14 protein-coding genes are annotated in these 14691 nt (G+C 58.2%); 3 read left to right on the forward strand and 11 right to left on the reverse strand.

What is annotated here, in order from left to right:
- The 3 genes from emhC to emhA form a co-directional block, all read right to left on the reverse strand.
- Window positions 1-1162 (reverse strand): efflux RND transporter outer membrane subunit EmhC (gene emhC, locus D8V06_RS05320; RefSeq protein ID WP_130930559.1); only part of this gene is annotated, 1162 nt, incomplete at its 3' end.
- Window positions 1162-4323, reverse strand: a complete 3162-nt coding sequence (emhB, locus tag D8V06_RS05325; RefSeq protein ID WP_130930560.1) for an efflux RND transporter permease subunit EmhB — start codon at window positions 4321-4323, stop codon at window positions 1162-1164. The genes emhC and emhB, both read right to left, overlap by 1 nt.
- A gap of 3 nt (window positions 4324-4326) precedes the next feature.
- Window positions 4327-5484 carry an efflux RND transporter periplasmic adaptor subunit EmhA gene (emhA, locus tag D8V06_RS05330; protein WP_056856091.1) on the reverse strand — a complete coding sequence of 386 codons (1158 nt, stop codon included), beginning with the start codon at window positions 5482-5484 and terminating at the stop codon, window positions 4327-4329.
- Window positions 5485-5750: 266 nt separating this feature from the next.
- Here emhA and emhR point away from each other — a divergent pair, with 266 nt between their 5' ends.
- Window positions 5751-6383: an efflux system transcriptional repressor EmhR gene (emhR, locus tag D8V06_RS05335; protein ID WP_056856090.1), complete on the forward strand. Its 633-nt coding sequence runs from the start codon at window positions 5751-5753 to the stop codon at window positions 6381-6383.
- 169 nt (window positions 6384-6552) lie between these two features.
- Here the strand turns inward: emhR and D8V06_RS05340 are convergent, their stop codons facing one another.
- Entirely contained in the window at window positions 6553-7587 is a 1035-nt protein-coding gene (locus D8V06_RS05340) for a GGDEF domain-containing protein (RefSeq protein ID WP_130930561.1), read from the reverse strand.
- Window positions 7588-7847: 260 nt separating this feature from the next.
- On the opposite strand from D8V06_RS05340, the gene D8V06_RS05345 reads away from it, so the two are divergent.
- Complete coding sequence (locus D8V06_RS05345; protein ID WP_056856306.1) at window positions 7848-8096, forward strand: hypothetical protein; 249 nt, start codon at window positions 7848-7850, stop codon at window positions 8094-8096.
- A gap of 140 nt (window positions 8097-8236) precedes the next feature.
- On the opposite strand, the gene D8V06_RS05350 is transcribed toward D8V06_RS05345, so the two are convergent.
- The 5 genes from D8V06_RS05350 to D8V06_RS05370 form a co-directional block, all read right to left on the reverse strand.
- Window positions 8237-8677: a hypothetical protein gene (locus D8V06_RS05350; protein ID WP_130904351.1), complete on the reverse strand. Its 441-nt coding sequence runs from the start codon at window positions 8675-8677 to the stop codon at window positions 8237-8239.
- A 50-nt stretch (window positions 8678-8727) separates the two neighbouring features.
- Entirely contained in the window at window positions 8728-9801 is a 1074-nt protein-coding gene (locus D8V06_RS05355) for a hypothetical protein (protein WP_130930562.1), read from the reverse strand.
- Between the two features lie 206 nt (window positions 9802-10007).
- Window positions 10008-11057, reverse strand: a complete 1050-nt coding sequence (locus tag D8V06_RS05360) for an alkene reductase (RefSeq protein ID WP_056856086.1) — start codon at window positions 11055-11057, stop codon at window positions 10008-10010.
- Between the two features lie 21 nt (window positions 11058-11078).
- Entirely contained in the window at window positions 11079-12245 is a 1167-nt protein-coding gene (locus tag D8V06_RS05365) for an MFS transporter (RefSeq protein WP_130930563.1), read from the reverse strand.
- Between the two features lie 28 nt (window positions 12246-12273).
- Window positions 12274-12576 (reverse strand): metalloregulator ArsR/SmtB family transcription factor, encoded by a 303-nt coding sequence (locus tag D8V06_RS05370; RefSeq protein ID WP_130904349.1) that lies wholly within the window; start codon window positions 12574-12576, stop codon window positions 12274-12276.
- A gap of 169 nt (window positions 12577-12745) precedes the next feature.
- Here D8V06_RS05370 and D8V06_RS05375 point away from each other — a divergent pair, with 169 nt between their 5' ends.
- Complete coding sequence (locus tag D8V06_RS05375; protein ID WP_130904348.1) at window positions 12746-13315, forward strand: ACP phosphodiesterase; 570 nt, start codon at window positions 12746-12748, stop codon at window positions 13313-13315.
- Between the two features lie 108 nt (window positions 13316-13423).
- Here D8V06_RS05375 and D8V06_RS05380 read toward each other — a convergent pair whose 3' ends face one another.
- Together D8V06_RS05380 and D8V06_RS05385 are read right to left on the reverse strand one after the other, a co-directional pair.
- Window positions 13424-14218, reverse strand: coding sequence for a lysophospholipid acyltransferase family protein (locus D8V06_RS05380; protein WP_056856083.1), 795 nt, complete (start codon window positions 14216-14218; stop codon window positions 13424-13426).
- The coding region (locus D8V06_RS05385; RefSeq protein ID WP_130930564.1) for a GNAT family N-acyltransferase at window positions 14218-14691 on the reverse strand (474 nt) is incomplete at its 5' end. The genes D8V06_RS05380 and D8V06_RS05385, both read right to left, overlap by 1 nt.

Here is a 14691-nt window from a genome sequence, read left to right on the forward strand (position 1 = left end):
CGTCGGCGACTTCCTGGAAGGCCGTTTGAATGGACTTCTCGTAGTTCGCCACGCCGATGTCTTTCTGGATCTTCGAGTAGTCCAGGCTGGCACGCAGGCTGCCGGCATTGAAGATCGGCAGATTGATCTGCGGCTGGAACAGCCAGGTGCCCGAGCCGCCCTTGAACAGACCGGACAGGTCCGGGCTCAGGGTCCCGGCGTTGGCGGTCAGGCTGATGCTCGGAAAGAACGCTGCGCGTGCGGCGCCAATGTTGGCGTTGGCCGCTTTCAGGTTGTATTCGGCCTGGAGGATGTCCGGACGACGTTGCAGCAGGTCCGACGGCAGGCCGGCCGGTACTTCGGCCAACAGGTCCTCATTCAACGGTTTGGCCGCTGGCAGGTTGGCTGGAATGCCGGTGCCGAGCAGCAGTACCAGGCTGTTTTCATCCTGGGCGACCTGGCGCGTGTAACGGGCCAATTGCGCACGGGCGTTCTCCACCGAAGTCCGCGACTGCGCCAGGTCCAGCGCCGAAGCGACCCCCACTTCATTGCTGCGCGCGGTGAGTTTGTAGCTCTCCTCGAACGCGGCGAGGGTGTCCTGGGTGACTTTGAGCAGTTCCTTGTCGGCCTGCCAGGTCAGGTAGGCATTGGCCACGCTGGCCACCAGGCTGATCTGTGTACTGCGACGGCCTTCTTCAGTTGCGAAGTAACGCTGCAGCGCTTCTTCGTTCAGGCTGCGAATACGGCCAAACAGGTCGAGTTCATAGGCGCTGATGCCGACGGTGGCCGAGTAGGAACTGCTGATGCCCGCTTCACCGGTCTGCGATGCATCGGCCGGAAGCCGCTGACGGTTGCCGGTGCCATTGGCCGACACAGCCGGGAACAGGTCGGCGCGGGAGATGCGGTATTGAGCCGCAAACGCGTCGATGTTCAGCGCCGCGACACGCAGGTCACGGTTGTTTTCCAGAGAAACCTGAATCAATTGCTGCAATGCCGGGTCACGGAAAAACTGCTTCCAGCCCTGCTCGGCAGCGGCCTGCGCCGGTGCCTGGGCCGGCGAATACGCCGGCCCTTGAGGGTATTGGCCCGCCACCGGAGCATCCGGTTGCTGATAATCAGGTATCAGCGAGCAGCCACCGAGCACGAAGGAGGCGACTGCCAGGGAGAGTAGCGACTTGCTCATTAGCCAGCCTCTTTAGGAGTTTCAGGTGCGTCTTGCTCGTCGACGTTTTTACGCTGACCCATAGCCGACACAGTGACGAAGAACAGTGGGACCCAGAAGATCGCCAGTACGGTTGCGGTGATCATACCGCCAATCACCCCGGTACCGATGGCGTGCTGGCTACCCGAGCCTGCGCCCGTGGAGATCGCCAGGGGGACTACACCAAGAACGAAGGCGAGCGAGGTCATGATGATCGGTCGCAGACGCATCCGGCAGGCTTCGATAGCCGCCTCGCGCAGGCTGCGTCCCTGTTCGTGCAGTTCCTTGGCGAATTCGACGATCAGAATGGCGTTTTTCGCCGCCAGACCGATGGTCGTCAACAAGCCCACCTGGAAGTACACGTCGTTGGACAAGCCGCGCAGGCTGGTGGCCATCAGCGCACCGATGATCCCCAGCGGCACCACCAGCATCACCGCGATCGGAATCGACCAGCTTTCATACAACGCCGCCAGACACAGGAACACCATCAGCAGCGACAGGGCGTACAGCGCTGGCGCTTGCGAGCCGGACAAACGTTCCTCGTACGACAGGCCGGTCCAGGAAATACCGACACCGGCCGGCAGTTTCTTGGCGATGGCTTCGACTTCGGCCATGGCTTCACCGGTGGAGTAACCCGGCGCCGGGGCACCGAGGATTTCCATCGCTTCCACACCGTTGTAACGGGCCAGTTTCGGCGAACCGTAGATCCATTCGCCCTTGGCGAACGCCGAGAACGGAACCATGGTGCCTACGCTGTTGCGTACGTACCATTTCTTCAGGTCTTCGGGGCTCATGCGCGCGCCCGGCTGGCCTTGCACGTAAACCTTCTTCACTCGACCGCGGTCGATGAAGTCGTTGACGTAGCTACTACCCAGGGCGATCGACAGCGTGTTGTTGATGTCCGCGATGGTAATGCCCAGGGCACTGGCCTTCTCGTCATCGATTTCCAGCTGGTATTGCGGCTCATCGTTCAGGCCGTTCGGACGGACCTGCGTCAGAATCTTGCTTTGCGCCGCCATACCGAGGAACTGGTTGCGCGCTTCCATCAATTTTTCGTGACCGATACCGGCGCGGTCCTGCAGGAACACGTCGAAACCGGTGGCGTTACCCAGTTCAAGTACCGCTGGCGGGGCGAAGGCGAACACCATCGCGTCACGGAAGGTGAAGAAGTGCTGTTGGGCACGGGCCGCCACCTTGAACACGCTGTTGTCGGCGTTACGCTCGTCCCACGGGCGGAGCATGATGAACGCCATACCGGAGCTTTGACCACGGCCGGCGAAGTTGAAGCCGGTCACGGTAAACACCGAGTTCACCGCATCGCCTTCACCGCCGTCCTTGCTCGGGCGCAGCAGGAATTCGCGCATTTGGTCCACGACCACTTGGGTACGCTGGGAGGTCGAACCGGCCGGCGTCTGTACCTGGGCGAACAATACGCCTTGGTCTTCTTCAGGCAGAAATGCCGTTGGAATGCGGGTGAACAGCCAGATCATGCCGACGACGATGATCAGGTACGCCAGCAGATACGGCGCCTTGTGCGTAAGCATGTTGCCCACGCCGCGCTCGTAGCTTTTGACGCCACGGTCGAAGCTGCGGTTGAACCAGCCGAAGAAGCCGCGTTTGGGCGTGTGATGCTCGCCTTTGCGAATCGGCTTGAGCATGGTGGCGCAGAGCGCCGGAGTGAAAATCAGTGCAACCAGTACCGACAGGGCCATGGCCGAGACGATGGTGATCGAGAACTGCTTGTAGATCACACCGGTGGAACCGCTGAAGAACGCCATCGGCAGCAGTACCGCCGACAGTACCAGGGCGATACCCACCAGGGCGCCCTGGATCTGCCCCATGGATTTCTTGGTGGCTTCCTTGGGCGACAGGCCTTCTTCGCTCATTACCCGTTCGACGTTTTCCACCACGACGATGGCATCGTCCACCAGCAAGCCGATGGCCAGCACCATACCGAACATGGTCAGGGTGTTGATGCTGAAACCGGCTGCCGCGAGGATCCCGAACGTACCCAGCAACACCACCGGAACGGTCATGGTAGTGATGATGGTGGCGCGGAAGTTCTGCAGGAACAGGAACATCACCAGGAACACCAGCGCTACCGCTTCAACCAGGGTGTGAACCACGCCCTTGATCGACTCGGTCACCACCGGCGTGGTGTCGTACGGGAACACCACTTCCATGCCTTGCGGGAAGAACGGCTTGAGGCTGTCAATGGTGGTGCGCAGTGCCTTGGCGGTATCCAGCGCGTTGGCGCCTGTGGCCAGTTTCACCGCCAGACCGGAAGCCGGAGCGCCGTTGAACTGGGCGTTGATGCTGTAGTTCTCACCACCCAGACCGACCTCGGCGACATCTTTGAGGCGAACCTGAGAACCGTCCTTGTTGACCTTGAGCAGGATCTTGTCGAATTGCTCGGCGGTCTGCAGGCGGGTCTTGCCGATGATCGTCGCGTTCAGCTGGGTGCCGGGCAGGGCAGGCAAGCCGCCCAGTTGACCGGAAGACACCTGTACGTTTTGTGCGGCGATGGCGGTCTTGACGTCGATCGGTGTCAGGTTGAAGTTGTTCAACTTGGCCGGGTCGAGCCAGATACGCATGGCGTACTGCGAACCGAACACCTGGAAGTCACCGACACCGGCGGTCCGCGAGATCGGGTCCTGCATGTTCGACACGATGTAGTTGGACAGGTCGTCCTTGGTCATGCTGCCGTCACGCGACACCACGCCGATCACCAACAGGAAGTTCTTCACGGCCTTGGTTACGCGGATACCCTGTTGCTGCACTTCTTGCGGCAGCAGCGGGGTGGCCAGGTTCAGCTTGTTCTGGACCTGGACCTGCGCGGTATCGGAGTTGGTGCCTTGCTCGAAGGTCGCGGTGATGGTCATGGTGCCGTCGGAGTTACTTTCCGACGATACATAACGCAAGTTGTCGATACCGTTGAGCTGCTGCTCGATCACCTGAACCACGGTGTCCTGCACGGTTTGCGCGGAGGCACCCGGGTAGGCTACGGAGATGGCAATTGCAGGTGGCGCGATGCTCGGGTATTGGTTGATCGGCAGTTTGAGGATCGACAGTGCCCCGACCAACATGATCACCAGGGCAATTACCCAGGCGAAAATCGGACGGTCGATAAAAAATTTCGACATGGTTTACTCCCCTTTGCCGCCAGCGGCTTTGTTAGCTGCCTGTGCGGGGGCCGGGTTCTTTGCGGTTACGTTGGTCGCCTCGCTGGCTTTGACTTCGACGCCAGGCTTGACGTATTGCAGGCCTTCGGTGATCAGCCGATCACCGGCTTTCAGGCCGTCTTCGATCAGCCATTGGTTGCCGACGGTACGGCTGGCCTTGAGCTGGCGCAGTTCAACCTTGTTGTCCGGGCCGACGACCATCGCGGTCGGTGTGCCTTTGAGGTCGCGGGTCACGCCTTGCTGCGGGGCCAGAATCGCCGCGCTGTTCACACCGGCCTGCAACTGGGCGTGCACGAACATGCCTGGCAGCAGCGTGTGGTCAGGGTTGGGGAACACCGCGCGCAGGGTCACGGAACCGGTGGTCTGGTCAACCGAGACTTCGGAGAATTCCAGCTTGCCGTCGAGTTTGTACTGGCTGCCGTCCTCGAGGGTCAGCTTGACCTTGGCCGAGTTATCGCCGGCCTTTTGCAGGCGACCGCTTTCCAGTTCACGGCGCAGCTCAAGCAATTCGACCGAGGATTGGGTGACGTCGACGTAGATCGGGTCGAGTTGCTGGATCACGGCCATTGCTTCGACCTGGGCATTGCTGACCAGTGCGCCCTCGGTCACCGAAGAGCGACCGATACGGCCGGTCAGCGGTGCATAGACCTTGGTGTAGCGCACATTGATTTGCGCCGATTGCAGCGCAGCTTCCGATTGCAGGCGATTGGCCACGGCGGTGTCGTATTCCTGACGGCTCACGGCTTGCTCGTCGACCAATTGCTTGTAGCGATCGGAGATCGATTTGGTCGAACGCAGGTTGGCTTCGGCGCTTTTCAGGGTCGCTTCGTAGACCGACGGATCGATCTGGTACAGCTGCTGGCCGGCCTTGACGTCGCTGCCTTCCTTGAACAGACGCTTGAGAATGATGCCATTGACCTGCGGGCGCACTTCAGCAATGCGGAACGCACTGGTGCGGCCGGGCAGTTCGGAGGTCAGCGTAAACGTTTGCGGTTGCAGGGTGACAACGCCGACCTGAGGCGGTGGTGCGGCCGGCGCCGCTTCTTCCTTTTTGCATCCGCTGAGCAGCGATGCCAGGGCGACGGCGGCGACCAGAGCGGTGAGAGCTGGCTTGAATTGCATGAAAATCCTCGGGTCAGGCGCGTAAAAAACGCACAAGAAAAGATGAAAGGTAAAAAGTGGGTTCCGGGTGGATAAGTAGCATGCTAAGGAATATACTTACGTTCACGGCTGTTTGTAAATACCTTGGCGGTGTATCTTCGCCGTTACAGCAGCCATCGAAAGGTTGGAATTGTAGGCCCGGGGACGATACCCAAGAGCGATCGCCCCACTTTTATTCAGCTGATATTCAGACATCGCTGAAGCATCCTGATTGAGGTTGTACTGCCATGGTCCGTCGTACCAAAGAGGAAGCTCAAGAAACCCGCGCCCAGATACTCGAGGCGGCTGAAAAAGCCTTTTACGAGCGGGGCGTGGCCCGTACGACCCTGGCGGATATCGCCACCCTCGCCGGAGTCACTCGTGGGGCCATCTATTGGCATTTCAGTAACAAGGCCGATCTGGTGCAGGCCATGCTCGACAGCCTGCACGAACCACTGGATGAGTTGGCCAAAGCCGCGGAGAGTGAAGACGAGCCCGATCCACTGGGCTGTATGCGGCGGCTGTTGATCCATTTGTTTCATGAAGTTGCACTGGACCCCAAGACCCGACGCATCAACGAAATTCTGTTCCATAAGTGTGAATTCACCGATGAAATGTGCGACCTGCGTCAGCAGCGCCGAACGGCCAGCCTCGAATGCAACACGCGCATCGGTCTGACCCTGCGTAATGCGGTCAACCGTGGGCAATTGCCGGAAGACCTCGATACCGTTCGCGCTGCCATCAGTATTCATGCCTGGATCGACGGCCTGCTTTATCAGTGGTTGCTGGCACCGGACAGCTTCCAGCTGCACACCGAGGCCGAGCGTTGGGTCGACATCGCGTTGGACACACTGCGTTTGAGTCCCAGCCTGCGCAAGTGAAACAACATGCTAATCGGTGCCGCGTGTGTCAACGGTCAAGGCCGCAAATGAACAGTTCTTCACGCGCACGGCGGCAGACGGGTGCTTTTATATACGCCCGCTCGCCGCGGTGACAGATAGTCGGCGCGGTAATTTGTAGGAATTTTGTGTCGCTTGTGTGGGCGAGCGCCTATATCCCTTGACGGTTTCGTTGCTGTTTCACCTTGTACATCTCGCCGTCTGCCAGTTTGATGGCCTCGTCCACTGTCAAGCTGCCCGGTATCACTGCCACTACCCCAACGCTTGCGCCGCTGTAGTCAACCTCACCAAAACCGTGGCCCAGCTCATATTTCCCTTTTGTCGCTTTGGACAGGCGCTCCTGCAGCAACCCGGCCGCGTGTTCCCTGTCTTTTGCCGGGTCCGAGTGTTCAGAGGGCGTGCCCAGGGCAATCACGATGAATTCATCACCTCCAGTCCGCCCGATGATGTCGCTGATTCTGAGGCCATGCTGCAATCGGGCGGCCACGCCGCGCAGTAGCTGGTCTCCTGCCAAGTGACCGTGGGTATCGTTGATGAGCTTGAACCCATCCAGATCGATGACACCCAAAAGTATGTACTTGTTCTCACGCTGGGCCAGGGCGAACAGGCGCTCGGCATCGTTGAGAACGGCACGCCGATTGGACAGGCCGGTGAGTGGGTCTGTCAGTGCCAGATTGGTCAACTCGACGTTGGCGGCCTGGAGTTGCTTAACCAGCTGCTCACGTTCAAGGGAATATCCGAGCAACCCTGAAAGCAGCTTCAGCAAGGGCTCCACTTCAGAACGACGAGGCACCTGGTTTGAGCTGGCGGCACACACCGTCCCCAACACTTGCCCATCCTGGGACCTGATCGGCGCGCTTACATACGTACTGATACCCAACGCCGCGGCGGCCTGCGAGTCGCCCCAACATTCGGCAACGTTATCCGAGTACATGCGATTCTCGTCCAGCGCCCGCTTGCACAAAGTATCTGCCCAAGGCACCACCAGCCCTTCCGGAATCACCATGTTACCGACGTTGCGTGCAAACTCGATGCGCTGGACGCCCTCGTCGGTATCAATGGTCGTCAGGTAGGTCGACTCCATACCGGTGACTTGACTGAGCAGAGTGAGCAACGGGCGCGTCAGTTGCTCCAGGGTTCGGGCATTGGGAATGGTATCGGAGAGAAGAGAAAGAACCTGATCCATTTTTTGGGAGGCCGATAGCTGAGTGGTATTCCATTATCGACTGGTTGGCGGATTACTGAACATTGCAGGGGCCGGATAAGGAGGGCGAGAAGGCTGAGGTGAAGGTCCCGGTGCCTGGTGTGGACAGGTACCTGTGGCGCTTCAACCTAAGCCCTTCTCGAGGCATCAAATAAATGGAACCGCGTTTGGACGCGCTCGCCTAATGATCAGCCTGTGGAAATTCCCGCAGGCAAGGTGCCAATACCGGCATGCTTCGAGAGGTGGTCAACGTGGCTAAAGACGAGAAGAAAAGCAAAGGTGACACTTCAAAAGCCAGCAAGGACTTGAAGGACAAAAAATCAACATCGACCAAGAAATCAGCGGCAGCGTCGGCGCTTTCGAAATCGTCCGAAAAGAAGGACAAGAAAAAAGATGCCGAACCAAAGAAGTCTGCAAAGAAAGCAGATAGCAAGCCAGAAAAAACCAAGAAATCTGCCAAGTCAGAAACGTCGACGAAGAAGAAAAAGTGACACCCATCCTCTGCCAGGGCTTTATGCCCTGGCTTCGAGGGGGCAACCGGAAGTATTAGGTCGCTGTGCGGAAAAGGTGTCGGTTATTCTGGAGCCAAAGGTGCTTTTTAGTTCTTTTTAGTTTGTCCACTTTTTGGTTTTTATGTCGATAGAATAGTGGCTGACATAGAGTAACTGTAAGGGTGTTGGGTTTCTTTCTTGATTAAACTGGAAGCCGTCAGTACAGGTATATCTCCTATCGACTTCGCATCATGTTCCCACACCAGCTTTAGTATCGGAGCTAAAGGGCTGATGTTTGAGTGATAAAAGTACTTGAGGCTGCTCGCGAACTCTACCGTTTGACTATAGTTGGTGTAGGTGGCCTGAAAAGTAAACAGGCTTTGCATGTTGTATTGTCTGATTGCTGGATTGAGATGCGCAGGGATGGACGCTTCAAGCGTCACTGGAGTGCTGCTGTAAGGCATCAATTTTGCCGGGCATTCAGGCGGAGCATCCTCGAAAGTTGTATCGTCGCGCCAAAAAATTGATGAAGTGTTGTTGGTGATGATTACGCTGAAGACAAGCTTTTTTGAGACGTCCATGTCTTGGTTTTCCTGTGTGGAATATTTGGATTGGCTTGGAGCGTTGGTGTTTATTCGACTCGGATATCTACCAGATAGCTATAAGGCGCTTCGGTCAGTGAGTTATTCAATGTAGACGTGCAGCTTACGTGAGTGGCGCCAATTGAAATGGCTTCATGATTCCAGGTTTTGAGGTGCGTTGGATCACCCGGTGTAATGTCTGTATTGATTCGAAAGACTTTGTCTCCCTTTTCATTGCTGAAGGTAAAAAACTTGTGTGCACGTGTACCGGCAGAGTTGGACACGGTTTTCTCGCAGAAGTAGATAATCGTTTTGGGTTTCAGGGATTTTGCAATGGGGTGTAAATGCCGTGGGTGGACGTTGCTGTCGATGAGCTCAAACCTTTCGGAAGTTTCGTTGGTAATAAAAAATACTGTAGTGGTGGTGTTCTTGTCCGCGTCGTCCTGACTGCGAAATATGGCATCTTTGAAAAGATCAACATACATCCCCAAAAAGGGATAGGTTCCAGCTGATGAGCTGTGTTCCATATTGTCCAGGTAGGTCTGTTCTGCCAGTTCGATGGCGTCCAGGTCGGCCTGTAATGCATTTGCGACCAGGGTTCCGGGCTGTTCCTTTCCGATATACACATCCAGCCAGTAACTATGGGGCGCTTGAGGGTCATGATCTCTCAATTGAGATGAGCAGTGCAGGAATTCTCGGCCTGTGGAGCGTGCTTGATGCTCCCAGACCGGCGTTCGGGTGGGAGCAATGAAGCCGAACGAGGACTTCACCAGCAGATGTGTATCAAGACGACATTGCTTGCCGCCTGCTGCGTACGTCAAGAATTTCTTGATAAAGATGTTGTCACCGGGCCGTGTCGCCCCGAGTCTGTTGTGGTCAAAAACATTCTGTGCGCCCATCACTGCGATGGAGTAGGGCGGGATATCGCATTCGGACAAATCTTCGATTTCGAAGTCCGTCTCGATAAGCTGGATTGTTTCATTGGTGTTGTTCTGGATGTAAACAAGCAATTCTATCGAGTTTTTACCCTGGTTGAATTCCTTCCATTGAGTGTTCTTTCGTTCTTCGTAGATGGCTTTGAGCTTTTCTTCTTTCAGAAGCATTGATTCTTGTGCATAGTCCATTGCTGTTTCTCTCCATTGAAAACAATGTGGTGTGTCGATGGGGCAATAATGATTTTTTGTGATTGGGCTGGCAAATGTTAAAGCTGGATATTGTTTGCTGAGTATGTAAATGCTTGGCACTAATTATTGTTGTTAACGAATGGTGAGAAACAAAAAAAGCCCCAACTCTTTCAAGTCGGGGCTTTTTGCATTTCTACAGCTGAAGATTACAGCGTTGGATAGTCGATATAACCAACCGGGCCTTTGGCGTAGAACAGTTCAGGACGCGCTTCGTTCAGTGGCGCATCGGCTTTCAAACGCGCCGGCAGGTCCGGGTTGGCGATGAACGGCACGCCGAAGGCGACGGCGTCGGCTTTACCGGCGGCCAGCCAGGCGTTGGCGCTGTCCTTGGTGAAGCGTTCGTTGATGATGTACGGGCCGCCGAAGGCTTCCTTGATTTGAGGGCCGAGGCTGTCGGCGCCTTCTTTCTCGCGCGAGCAAATGAAGGCGATGCCACGCTTGCCCAGTTCGCGAGCGACGTAGGTGAAGGTTTCGGCCAGGTTGTCGTCGCCCATGTCATGGGAATCGGCACGTGGCGCGAGGTGCACGCCGACGCGGCCGGCGCCCCAGACTTCGATTGCGGCATCGGTCACTTCCAGCAGCAGGCGCGCACGGTTTTCCACCGAGCCGCCGTAGTTGTCGGTGCGCTGGTTGGTGCTGCTTTGCAGGAACTGGTCCAGCAGGTAACCGTTGGCGCCGTGGATTTCCACGCCGTCGAAGCCTGCGGCCTTGGCGTTTTCGGCACCGGTGCGGTAGGCGTCGACGATGTCGGCGATTTCAGCGGTTTCCAGGGCACGCGGGGTTGGGTAGTCGGCCAGTGGGCGAACCAGGCTGACATGACCTTTAGGCTGGATGGCGCTCGGTGCAACCGGGGCTTCGCCGTTCAGGTACGACGGGTGCGAAATACGACCGACGTGCCACAGTTGCAGGAAGATCTTGCCGCCCGCGCCATGGATTGCTTTAGTCACGTTGGCCCAGCCACGCACCTGATCGTTGGACCAGATGCCTGGGGTGTCCGGGTAGCCGACGCCCATTGGCGTGACCGAAGTCGCTTCGCTGAGGATCAGGCCGGCGGAGGCGCGTTGTACGTAGTATTCGGCCATCAGCGCGTTCGGCACGCGGCCTTCGTCAGCGCGGCAGCGGGTCAGCGGCGCCATGATGATGCGGTTGGACAGTTCGAGGTCGCCCAGTTTGATCGGATCGAAAATAGTCGTCATTTAATCGCTCTCTTTTGAAGATCAGTTAGTAGCAGGAGCCAGTTCGGGATTGCCGTTCTGACGGAAAGTAATCAGGGTCACCAGCAGGGCGAGCACCGCCAGCGCTGCGGCTGCGAGCGGCACGATGGTCAGGCCGAAGCCGTGGGCAATCACGCTGCCTCCGACCCAGGCGCCCAAGGCGTTACCGACGTTGAATGCGCCGATGTTGAGGGTCGAGACCAGGTTCGGCGCGGCTTTGCCGTAGGTCACCACGTTGACCTGCAGGGCAGGCACGGCGGCAAAACACGCGGTGGCCCAGAGGAACAGGGTGATTTCGGTCGGGATCACGGTGACGCTGGTCCAGGTCAGCACGGTCGACACCACGGCCATGGCGATGAAAACGCCGATCAGCGTGGCGGCCAGGCCTTTGTCGGCCATCTTGCCGCCGATGATGTTGCCGAGGGTCAGGCCCAGGCCGATGAGCATCAGGCTCCAGGTCACGCCCCGGGGCGAAACGCCAGTGACTTCGCCCAACAGCGGCGCGACGTAGGTGAACAGGGTGAACACCGACGCGGCGAACAGCGCGGTCATGCTCAGGGACAACCAGATGCCGGCGCCTTTGAGGGCTCGCAGTTCGGCGCGCATGTCGAGTTTTTCTTCATCACGCTTGGCCGGCAGGAAACGGATCAGGCCGATCAGCGCGATCACACCAATCACGGTCACGGCCCAGAAGGTCGAACGCCAGCCGGCTTCCTGGCCCAGAGCGGTGCCCAGGGGTACGCCGAGCACGTTGGCCAGGGTCAGGCCGGTGAACATCAGGGCCACGGCCGATGCGCGTTTGTTCGCAGGCACGAGACCAGCAGCTACCACCGAACCGATGCCGAAGAACGCACCGTGACACAGCGCCGTGACCACGCGGGCAAACATCAGCACGTTGTAGTCACTGGCCACTGCGCAGAGCAGGTTGCCGATGATGAAAATGCCCATCAACGCCACCAATGCAGCCTTGCGCGGCAGTTTGGCGGTGGCCAGGGCCATGAATGGCGCACCGATGGCCACGCCCAGGGCATAACCGGTCACCAGCCAGCCGGCGCCGGGGATCGACACACCGAGGTCGGCCGCCACATCAGGCAGCAAGCCCATGATGACGAACTCGGTGGTGCCGATGGCGAAGGCGCTCAAGGCCAGGATGAGTAGCGAAAGGGGCATCGTCTGAATCCTTTTTTCTGACTTGGCGTCAGAGCTCTTTGCTGAAGATTTTGAGGAACTCCTGAATGGTTTCCTCGTTGCGTTTGAAAAAGTGCCATTGGCCCACTTTGCGGCTGCTGATCAGGCCGGCGCGTTGCAGAGTCGCCAGATGCGCGGAGACCGTGGACTGCGACAGGCCGCAACGTTGATCGATCTGCCCGGCGCAAACGCCGTGCTCGTTGCTGTGGGACTGGTCTGGAAATTCGACGGTCGGGTCTTTGAGCCAGTGCAGGATGTCTCTGCGGACCGGGTGCGCCAGGGCTTTTATTATTTCGTCGAGGTCAAGGTTCATGGTTGGGGGCTCGTGATCAGTAAAACGCTATATCGCGATGAAGCGAACTTTAAATCGGTATTTCGCGATATACCAATATGATTTCGATCTGACGACCGAATAAATCGGTATATCGGGTTATAACGATATGCTGGGTGTAGATACCGGAGCGCGGTGCTAAGCTGCGCCCATGAACTATCTCGCACATCTTCACCTCGGTGGCCAGCGTCCCGGTCAATTGCTCGGCAGTCTGTATGGCGATTTTGTCAAAGGCAGGCTGCAAGGGCAGTTCGAACCCGAGATCGAGGCCGCTATCCAGCTGCATCGCAGCATCGACGTATTTACTGATCGTCATCCGTTAGTGGATGCCGCGTTGTCGCGCTTTTCCCTGACGCGTCGCCGCTATGCCGGGATCGTGCTCGACGTATTTTTCGATCATTGCCTGGCGCGGGACTGGAAGCTGTATGCCGACCGGCCACTGGAGCTGTTCACTTCGGATGTGTATCGGGTGCTGTCCCGTGAACGACAACTGCCGGAGCGCCTGGCGAAGATTGCCCCGCACATGGTGGCCAATGACTGGCTGGGTTCGTATCGGGAGTTCGAAGTGCTGGAACAGGTGCTGCGGGGGATTTCCCGGCGCTTGACCCGGCCTGAAGAGCTGGCGGCCGCGATGCAGGAATTACGGATGTTGTACGAGCCGTTGAGCGAAGATTTCCGGTTGTTCTATCCGCAGTTGCAGGATTTTGCGCAGAACCGCTGACACAACCCCCTGTAGGAGCAAAGCTTGTTCGCGATGAACGATAACGCGGTCATCAGTCAAATCGCGTCGATCCCATCGCGAGCAAGCTTTGCTCCTACAGAAAAGTGCTTACGCGGCGATCAATTCGCCGGCACGACGCGGTTCAGCAGGTTTCACCACATCACCAAACAACGCCTTCTGCACCGCTTGCTGCGCCTCGAACGCCAGTGCCGCACGCTCGCGACCTTCGCAGACGATTGGCTTGAGCAAGTGGATCTCGACAGCGCCGCGGTCATTGGCAAACAAGCGCATCAAGTGCGAGAGCAAGTCATCATCGCCAATGAAAGGTGCAAGCGTATCGAGTTCACCGTCACGCACATAACGAATCGCCACCGGCTGCAATGCCACGTCCGAATCGATGGCGGCGGACAGCAGCCGCCCGTGGAACGTGCGCAGGGAGCGGCCATCGGTGGTGGTGCCTTCCGGGAACATCAGCAACGGATGCGCATGCTGCAGATGACGGGTCATCTGTTTGCGGATCAACTGGCTGTCACCCGAACCACGGCGGATGAACAGGCTGCCGGCCTTTGCCGCCAACCAACCGGCCACAGGCCAGGTACGCACTTCGGCCTTGGACAGGAACGACAGCGGCGTGAGCATGCCCAGCAACGGGATGTCAGTCCAGGACACATGATTGCTGACCCACAGCATCGGCGCTGTCGGCAATTGACCGTGGACCGTCACGTCGAAGGGCAGGGCGTTGCTCAAGCGTGCCATGAAAAATCGCGACCAGCGCTGACGACGTTCCATCGAATGGGCCAGGCCCAAGCGTTCGAACACGCCGAACACACTGGCCATGCTCAGCCCCAGCGCCACCACCAGCAACACTCGCGCGATTCGCGCGTACACCCGCAGCCGGCTCATTACACCGCCGCCTTGAAGTGTTTGGCGTAGCGCGGGCAGAGTTCGTCGCGCTTGAGCAGGATGAACACGTCGGCAACCTGGAAGTCTTCGTCCCAGCACGGCTCGCCGCAGATCTTCGCGCCCAGGCGCATGTAGGCCTTGAGCAGCGGTGGCATCTCAGCGATTACGTTGGAGGGAATATCCAGGGTCGGCAGCGGTTTTTTCGGTTCGGCGCGCAGGTGTTCGGTGCACAGGTAACGTTCCCGCAGACGCTGCATGATCGCGTGGGCCTGGATGCCGCCATCCTGCATCGGAATGCTCGCGCAACCCATCAGGTAGCTGTAACCGCCCTGGTTCAGCACTTCGGCCAGTTCGCCCCAGAGCACGGCGATGGTGCCGCCGTTGCGGTAGGCCGGGTCGACGCAGGTACGGCCGATTTCCAGAATCGGGCCTTGAAGATGGACCAGGCCATGCAGGCTGAATTCTTCTTCGCT

Origin of the sequence: Pseudomonas sp. Sample_24, from assembly GCF_004307605.1 — a bacterium.
Classification (GTDB): Bacteria; Pseudomonadota; Gammaproteobacteria; order Pseudomonadales; family Pseudomonadaceae; genus Aquipseudomonas.

Coding starts and splice junctions, on each gene's coding strand:
- D8V06_RS05370 (WP_130904349.1), bottom strand. CDS start 12,576: ATGAACCTTGACCTCGACGAAATAATAAAAGCCCTGGCGCACCCGGTC.
- emhR (WP_056856090.1), top strand. CDS start 5,751: ATGGTCCGTCGTACCAAAGAGGAAGCTCAAGAAACCCGCGCCCAGATA.
- D8V06_RS05360 (WP_056856086.1), bottom strand. CDS start 11,057: ATGACGACTATTTTCGATCCGATCAAACTGGGCGACCTCGAACTGTCC.
- D8V06_RS05355 (WP_130930562.1), bottom strand. CDS start 9,801: ATGGACTATGCACAAGAATCAATGCTTCTGAAAGAAGAAAAGCTCAAA.
- emhA (WP_056856091.1), bottom strand. CDS start 5,484: ATGCAATTCAAGCCAGCTCTCACCGCTCTGGTCGCCGCCGTCGCCCTG.
- D8V06_RS05340 (WP_130930561.1), bottom strand. CDS start 7,587: ATGGATCAGGTTCTTTCTCTTCTCTCCGATACCATTCCCAATGCCCGA.
- D8V06_RS05365 (WP_130930563.1), bottom strand. CDS start 12,245: ATGCCCCTTTCGCTACTCATCCTGGCCTTGAGCGCCTTCGCCATCGGC.
- emhB (WP_130930560.1), bottom strand. CDS start 4,323: ATGTCGAAATTTTTTATCGACCGTCCGATTTTCGCCTGGGTAATTGCC.
- D8V06_RS05375 (WP_130904348.1), top strand. CDS start 12,746: ATGAACTATCTCGCACATCTTCACCTCGGTGGCCAGCGTCCCGGTCAA.
- D8V06_RS05380 (WP_056856083.1), bottom strand. CDS start 14,218: ATGAGCCGGCTGCGGGTGTACGCGCGAATCGCGCGAGTGTTGCTGGTG.
- D8V06_RS05350 (WP_130904351.1), bottom strand. CDS start 8,677: ATGGACGTCTCAAAAAAGCTTGTCTTCAGCGTAATCATCACCAACAAC.